General features: G+C 44.0%; 6 protein-coding genes. 5 read left to right on the top strand and 1 reads right to left on the bottom strand.

Annotated features, from left to right (window positions below; all coding sequences use genetic code 11):
• Positions 1-699 (bottom strand): sporulation protein (locus ACTNES_RS10720; RefSeq protein WP_441039259.1); only part of this gene is annotated, 699 nt, incomplete at its 3' end.
• Between the two features lie 168 nt (positions 700-867).
• Between ACTNES_RS10720 and ACTNES_RS10715 the strand changes: the two genes are divergently transcribed.
• The 5 genes from ACTNES_RS10715 to ACTNES_RS10695 all read left to right on the top strand — a co-directional run bounded on the left by ACTNES_RS10715 (position 868) and on the right by ACTNES_RS10695 (position 6,937).
• The gene (locus ACTNES_RS10715; RefSeq protein ID WP_441039258.1) at positions 868-2,319 is read left to right on the top strand and encodes an aminoacyl-histidine dipeptidase; all 1,452 of its coding nucleotides are present in this window, start codon (positions 868-870) and stop codon (positions 2,317-2,319) included.
• Between the two features lie 202 nt (positions 2,320-2,521).
• A complete protein-coding gene (locus ACTNES_RS10710; protein WP_291807843.1) occupies positions 2,522-3,364 on the top strand; it encodes a M23 family metallopeptidase in 843 nt (280 codons plus the stop codon).
• A 64-nt stretch (positions 3,365-3,428) separates the two neighbouring features.
• Positions 3,429-4,241, top strand: a complete 813-nt coding sequence (locus ACTNES_RS10705) for a GTP pyrophosphokinase (protein WP_216459911.1) — start codon at positions 3,429-3,431, stop codon at positions 4,239-4,241.
• A gap of 21 nt (positions 4,242-4,262) precedes the next feature.
• Positions 4,263-6,308: a YgiQ family radical SAM protein gene (locus ACTNES_RS10700; protein ID WP_291807842.1), complete on the top strand. Its 2,046-nt coding sequence runs from the start codon at positions 4,263-4,265 to the stop codon at positions 6,306-6,308.
• Complete coding sequence (locus ACTNES_RS10695) at positions 6,305-6,937, top strand: hypothetical protein (RefSeq protein ID WP_291807841.1); 633 nt, start codon at positions 6,305-6,307, stop codon at positions 6,935-6,937. Before ACTNES_RS10700 ends, ACTNES_RS10695 begins: the two co-directional genes overlap by 4 nt.
• The last annotated feature ends 127 nt before the right edge of the window (positions 6,938-7,064 follow it).

Raw genomic sequence — 7,064 nt, 5'->3', positions numbered from 1 at the left:
GAGCAGGATATATCCCCCAAGTCGTGTGATCGTTTCAAACCCATTCATGATCGAAGCATCCAGAAGATTTTGGATTGAAGTTATGTCGGAAGGCTCTTTGGCTGAACCTGCAGTTACAGGGACCGGACAGTCAGAAAAAATATTTCTGTATACAACAAATCGAAAGAACAACATACACACCAGATCAGCAGAAAAAATGCTGAGAAAGATCAGCAAAGCAGGAACAGCATCTTTAAGGCAGAATTTACTCAGATATGTGATGATAAAAGCCGGACTTGGGTTATTGCAGAATGTGGTAAGATATAAAGCTTCTTTTTTACTGATCCTGCGGGAGGCATACAGATCAGAAACCAGTTTGACACCCAGAGGGTACCCACACAGCATGCCAAGTACAAATATGTAGCCGCCCCAGCTGCTGACACCGAGAATCCTGCGAAAGAAAGCTTCCAACGGCGGAAGCAGTTTTTGAATTCCATCTGTATGTGTCAGCACTCCTGTAAGGATAATGAAAGGAAGCAGTGTAGGAATTAAAGTATTCAGCCACAGAGTCATTCCTGCTCTGGCACATGTCAGACTTTCTGCTGGATGCATCAGAAGAAAGAGCAGAAGTCCCAGAATTCCAAGGATATACAGCAGATTTTTCAGCTTTTTCTGGATACCGGAACATCGAAAGTGGATATCGGTTATAATATGTTCCATAGACACCGGTCATTTTATAAATTCTTTATAAAATTTATATGGAACAGAAGAAAAATAAATGCTATAGTATTCAGGTAAAATATATCTGATGTCATCAGATTTTTTATAATTAGGTCCTGTTTACAGGATTCTTTTTTAAAACATGTGATTTTTGGAGGTAATGTAATTATGGCAGTTTTAGAGAATTGCGAACCAAAAAGAGTATTCCATTATTTTGAGGAAATCTGCAAGATCCCTCACGGATCAGGAAATACAAAACAGATCAGTGATTATTTAGTGCAGTTTGCGAAAGATCATGGTCTGAAATATATTCAGGATGAAATGAACAACGTAGTCATTTACAAACCAGGAACAGCAGGATACGAGAATGCACCTACTGTGATCATTCAGGGACATAGGGACATGGTATGTGAGAAACGCCCGGATGTAGAGCATGATTTTACAAAAGACGGCTTAAATCTTTCTGTAGAAGGAGACTATATTTCTGCAAACGGAACCACCCTTGGTGGTGATGACGGAATCGCAGTCGCTTACGGACTTGCACTTCTGGAGAGTGATACCATCGCACATCCGCCGCTTGAAGTATTTATCACAGTTGATGAGGAAATCGGACTTCTCGGAGCGGTTGGCTTTGACTGCAGCGTATTAAAAGGAAGAAGATTTATCAATCTGGATTCAGAAGCAGAAGGAAGCCTCTGGATCAGCTGTGCAGGCGGACTTTCCGGAATCAGCCATATCCCGGTAACAAGACTGGAAGCAAAAGGTGAGAAGCTGACCGTTAAGATCAGCGGACTGATGGGCGGTCATTCAGGTGCTGAGATTGATAAGAACCGTGCAAATGCAAACTCCCTTCTGGGAAAATTCCTCTATGGACTTAAGAAGGCGGCAGATTATGAGCTGATCAGTGTGCAGGGCGGACAGAAGGACAATGCAATCACAAGAGAATCTACAGCAGAGCTTTTGATTCTTAAAGAAGATGTGGAAGCAGTGAAAGAATATGCCGCTTATATGCAGAATGCATGGAGAGAAGAGTATGCAGGAACTGATGAGGGAATCACAGTAACTGTTACAGATGACGGCGAGAAAGAAGTGAAAGTTCTTCATCCGACAAGCAAGGAGAAAGTAGTATTCTTCCTTGTAAACGTACCATACGGTGTTCAGAAAATGAGCGGAACGATCGCAGGTCTGGTAGAAACATCCACAAACATCGGTATCCTGAAAACATCTGAGGATGAAGTGCTGGGAAGCTCCAGCATCAGAAGTTCTGTGGAAACAGCACGCGATGCACTTTCTGATAAGATCCAGTATCTAACAGAGTTCCTTGGAGGAGAATATGAGAGACAGGGCGTATACCCTGCATGGGAATACCGCAAGGATTCACCGCTTCGTGACAAGATGGTGGAAGTATACGAAGAGATGTACGGCCAGAAACCAAATGTAGTAGCCATCCACGCAGGACTTGAGTGCGGACTTTTCTATAAGAAGATGGAAGGCCTCGACTGCGTATCTCTCGGACCGGATATGAAGGATATCCACACATCTGAGGAAGTCCTCAGCATTTCTTCTACAGAGAGAGTATGGAAATATCTTGTAAAAGTTCTGGAAAATCTGAAAGACTGATAAATAATATCTGCACCCTGTCATTGCATATAATGGCGGGGTGTTTTTCTGTCCTGAGAAATTACTCGGTGATGTTTCTGCGACAGAAAAAACGTTACGATTCAATTCATGGTCAGTCACATGCTTTGCAATGCATAGAATTTTTTTGTTCTATGCTGTTAACTTTCTGCATATATTGTATCAGAATGCGGAGGTATCTTAAATGTTTGATCCGTACGATCCACGGACTCCCCTGTTTCGCTGTATTTTGTCATTACTGGCACTTTTGCTTATAACCGGTATGCTGGAGACAACACTGAAACTGCGCAGCCGGGCATCTGTTTTAAAGGCAGATTCCTGTGAGCGGACTGATTTCAGACAGCAGCACATAACGTCGGGATTATATCGCAGGATATGGAAAATGGCAGCAGATAAAGAAACAGGCACAGATAGCTTTATAGATATTCTGACAGCAACTATGCTGAACTCCGATTTTTATCCAGAACAGGTGCTGCCTGATGCAACACCCTATCAGAAATACAAACCGGCAGAATATGAACAGCTCAAAGGTGCTTACCAGTCCGTCTGGTCGGATCTGAAATATTTTCCCATTCCATCTACAGAAATCTATTTCGAGAATTCTTACGGTGCACCCAGAGACTATGGAGGTCCACGCACACACGAAGGCTGTGATCTGTTCGGCACAGAGAAAGAACCGGGGTATTATCCGGTTTTAAGTATTACAGACGGTGTGGTGGAGAATATAGGCTGGCTTCCCCTGGGCGGCTACAGGATCGGAATACGTGCCCCGAAAGGCGGGTATTTTTATTATGCCCATTTAGATGCATATGAGAAAGAATTCCGGACAGGTGAGGAAATATCTGCAGGAGATATCCTGGGATATATGGGAAATACAGGCTATGGCGGCGAAGGCACGCAGGGCATGTTTCCGGTCCATCTTCATCTGGGGATCTACATCAGGACACCGCATTATGAAGAACTGAGCGTCAACCCTTACTGGGTACTGAAAGCCATTTCTAAAAAAATCAGAAACTATTCATATTAGCGAGATATTTTTTTTAATCTATGCTATAATAACAAAATGTATGAAATGCAAGGAGCGAGTGAAAATGGAAATACAGTTATGGAGAAGCATTTTGTGCCCGTATGAACTGGCTGTAAAAGAGCTGGAAGTTAAATTCACCCACATTATCGAGGAATGCAAAGAGAACGACATTTACTGTCCGATCGAACAGGTTGAGGGCAGAGTCAAGAGCGTGAGCAGTATCCTTGAGAAAATGCAGCGCAAGCATATTCCGATGGAGAAGATGGAGGAAGAACTGGAGGATATCGCAGGTATCCGTATTATCTGCCAGTTTGAAGAGGATATAGAGACTGTCGCTTCCATGATTCAGAAGAGAAGCGATATGACCATAAAGAGTGAGAAGAATTATCTGAAACATATTAAACAGAGTGGATACAGAAGTTATCATCTGATCATTTATTATACTGTAGACACGATCAATGGACCTAAGAAACTTCAGGCTGAGATCCAGATCCGGACAATGGCCATGAACTTCTGGGCTACCATTGAGCATTCTCTGCAGTATAAATATAAGGGCGATATGCCTGAGCATGTGGCAGAGCGCCTGAGCAATGCGGCAGATGCCATCAATGCCCTTGACCATGAGATGTCTTCTGTACGAAATGAGATCATGGATGCACAGAATTCCTCCCAGATGCAGTCGAATCTGGTGAAGGATATTCTGATCAATATCGAGAATCTGTACAAGATCGCAAACAAACGCGAGATCATGAAGATTCAGGATGAATTCCTGAGAGTATTCCGTACAAAGGATCTCCAGCAGCTCAAGCGATTCCACAGACAGCTTGATATTATTTCGGAAGGATACCGTGCACAGGCGGTATATCACCATGTCTAAAATACATACGAGGAAATTTAAATGCAGGATTTTTTACCGGTAACAAAGAAAGAAATGAAGGAGAGAGGATGGAACCAGGTGGACTTTGTCTATATTTCAGGCGATGCCTACGTGGACCATCCGTCCTTTGGCACGGCGATCATCAGCAGACTGCTGGAGAGCCGCGGATATAAAGTAGGCATCATCAGTCAGCCAGACTGGAAGAAGAAAGAGAGCATCCAGGTATTTGGCGAGCCGCGTCTTGGATTTCTGGTATCAGCGGGCAACATGGACTCCATGGTAAACCACTATACTGTATCCAAGAAGCACAGGCAGAAGGATTCCTATTCCCCGGGCGGCCAGATGGGACTTCGTCCTGACCGCGCGGTGATCGTATACAGCAATCTGATCCGTCAGACTTATAAAAAGACGCCCATTATCCTGGGCGGTATTGAAGCCAGCCTGAGACGACTGGCACATTATGATTATTGGGATAATAAAGTAAAACACAGTGTACTTCTGGACTCCGGCGCAGATCTGATCTCTTATGGAATGGGTGAACATTCCATTATCGAGATTGCAGAGGCACTGGACAGTGGGCTTCCTGTAGAGGAGATCACATTTATTGCAGGAACTGTATTTAAATGTAAAGATCTGTCAAGAGTTTATGAGCCGATCATTCTTCCATCTTATGAGGAGATAAAAGAGGACAAGAAAGCCTACGCAGACAGTTTTGCAGTTCAGTATCAGAATACAGACCCGTTTACTGCGAAACCAATGGCAGAGTCCTATGGGACGAAGGGATATATTGTTCAGAACCCTCCGGCAATGCCTTTGTCACAGGAGGAGATGGACGATGTATATGCACTTCCATACACAGAGAAAGTTCACCCGATGTATGAGAAAATGGGAGGAATCCCGGCACTGGAGGAGATTAAATTCAGCCTGACAAGCAACAGAGGATGCTTCGGAGGCTGTAATTTTTGCGCTCTGACATTCCATCAGGGAAGAATCCTCCAGACCAGAAGCCATGAGTCTCTGATCGAAGAAGCCACCAGAATGACGAAAGACCCGGATTTCAAAGGCTATATTCATGATGTAGGCGGTCCGACGGCAGATTTCAGACAGACCTCCTGTCAGAAACAGCTTACGAAAGGTGTATGTAAGAATAAGCAATGTCTTTTCCCGACACCATGTAAGAATCTGACAGTAGACCATTCTGACTATGTTTCTTTACTTCGGAAGCTGCGTAAGATTCCGGGAGTTAAGAAAGTATTTATCCGTTCCGGTGTACGCTTTGATTACGTAGTGGCAGACAGGGACAAGACGTTCCTGCGGGAACTGGTAGAACATCATGTAAGCGGACAGCTTCGTGTAGCGCCGGAACATGTATCTGATCAGGTGCTGAAATACATGGGAAAACCAAGTCACAGTGTTTATCAGCAGTTCCTTAAGGAATACGATGATGCAAACAGGAAAACTGGCAAGCAGCAGTATGCAGTACCATATTTCATGTCCTCCCATCCGGGATGTACCATGAAAGAAGCAGTAAAGCTTGCGGAATACGTCCGTGATCTTGGTTTTACACCGGAACAGGTGCAGGACTTTTACCCGACACCGTCCACGCTCTCTACCTGTATGTATTACACGGGAATCCATCCTCTTACAGGAGAGAAAGTTTATGTGCCGAAAAATCCACATGAGAAAGCCATCCAGCGAGCTCTGATGCAGTACAAGAACCCTGCAAACAGAGAACTGGTACTGGAAGGTTTGAAGATGACCGGCAGAATGGATCTGGTTGGCTATGGCCCGAAATGCCTGATCCGCCCGATCCGTGAAGGACACGGGGAACATCTGGGCGGTGAAAATGGAAGCAGAAATGGCAATAGAAACAATTCCCGCGGTGGAAACAGAAACATTAAGAACAGAAATAATAACCGCAGTGAAGCTTATGGAAACAGCCGGACGACGAGAACGACAGGAAAAGGTCAGGAAAATTTCCGGGAGAACAGTAGAGATAAATCTATATCTAAGAAAAATACAATACGAAATACACATAAGAAAAACTCCAGAGGAGGACGCAAGTGACAGCAAAGAAAAACCAGAAAACATCAAAAAAAATTCCGAAAGGTGATTTTGGATATTTCAAAAGCGAAAAGAAACGCCGCCTGATCATCACGGCGATTCTTTTTGCAGTACCATTATTTATCTTCTTCACATCCTGGATCTACTTCAAGACCAGAATGACCGTCTGGACAGTTGTAGCAGTAGTCGGGTGCCTTCCGGCCTGCAAATCCATGGTCGGCCTGATCATGATCTTCAAATGCAGACCAATGGACAGCGCACTCTATCAGAAAATCCGCACCCATCAGGGGAAACTGGACATGGCATACGAACTCTATATGACTTTCTATGAAAAGAGCGCTTATATCGATGCAGTAGCAATCTGCGGAAACACAGTAGCAGCTTACAGCAGCGATCCGAAGATCGACGCCGCTTTCATGGAAACCAACGCCCAGAAGATTATCCGTAAGAACGGCTACAAAGCCACAGTAAAAATCTTCACAGATATCCGTCCTTTCCTGGAACGTCTTGATTCCATGAACGACCACAAAGAAAGCCTGGAAGAAGGAATCAAATTCACTCCGGACGAGAAATACCCGGATCTCACCAGAAACGAACTTATTCGCCAGACGATTTTGGCCATTTGTTTATAGAGATACAGAAGCAACGGTTTATTTATCACATTGTTCATTTTATTTTCAGTAACGAGGCTCAAATTCATCCCAGATTGTCTGTGATAATAGATTTTGGGCTCATAACAGTAAGAAGACAGTTACTTAT

This window comes from Blautia sp. HCP3S3_D9, from assembly GCF_052063845.1.
GTDB lineage: Bacteria > Bacillota > Clostridia > Lachnospirales > Lachnospiraceae > Blautia_A.
Note: the sequence above shows the minus strand (reverse complement) of the source record. Positions and strands in the feature narration are given on the sequence as shown.

Excerpts from the sequence above, each read along its gene's own strand:
- ACTNES_RS10700 (WP_291807842.1), top strand. The coding sequence starts at position 4,263 with ATGCAGGATTTTTTACCGGTAACAAAGAAAGAAATGAAGGAGAGAGGA.
- ACTNES_RS10715 (WP_441039258.1), top strand. The coding sequence starts at position 868 with ATGGCAGTTTTAGAGAATTGCGAACCAAAAAGAGTATTCCATTATTTT.
- ACTNES_RS10705 (WP_216459911.1), top strand. The coding sequence starts at position 3,429 with ATGGAAATACAGTTATGGAGAAGCATTTTGTGCCCGTATGAACTGGCT.
- ACTNES_RS10710 (WP_291807843.1), top strand. The coding sequence starts at position 2,522 with ATGTTTGATCCGTACGATCCACGGACTCCCCTGTTTCGCTGTATTTTG.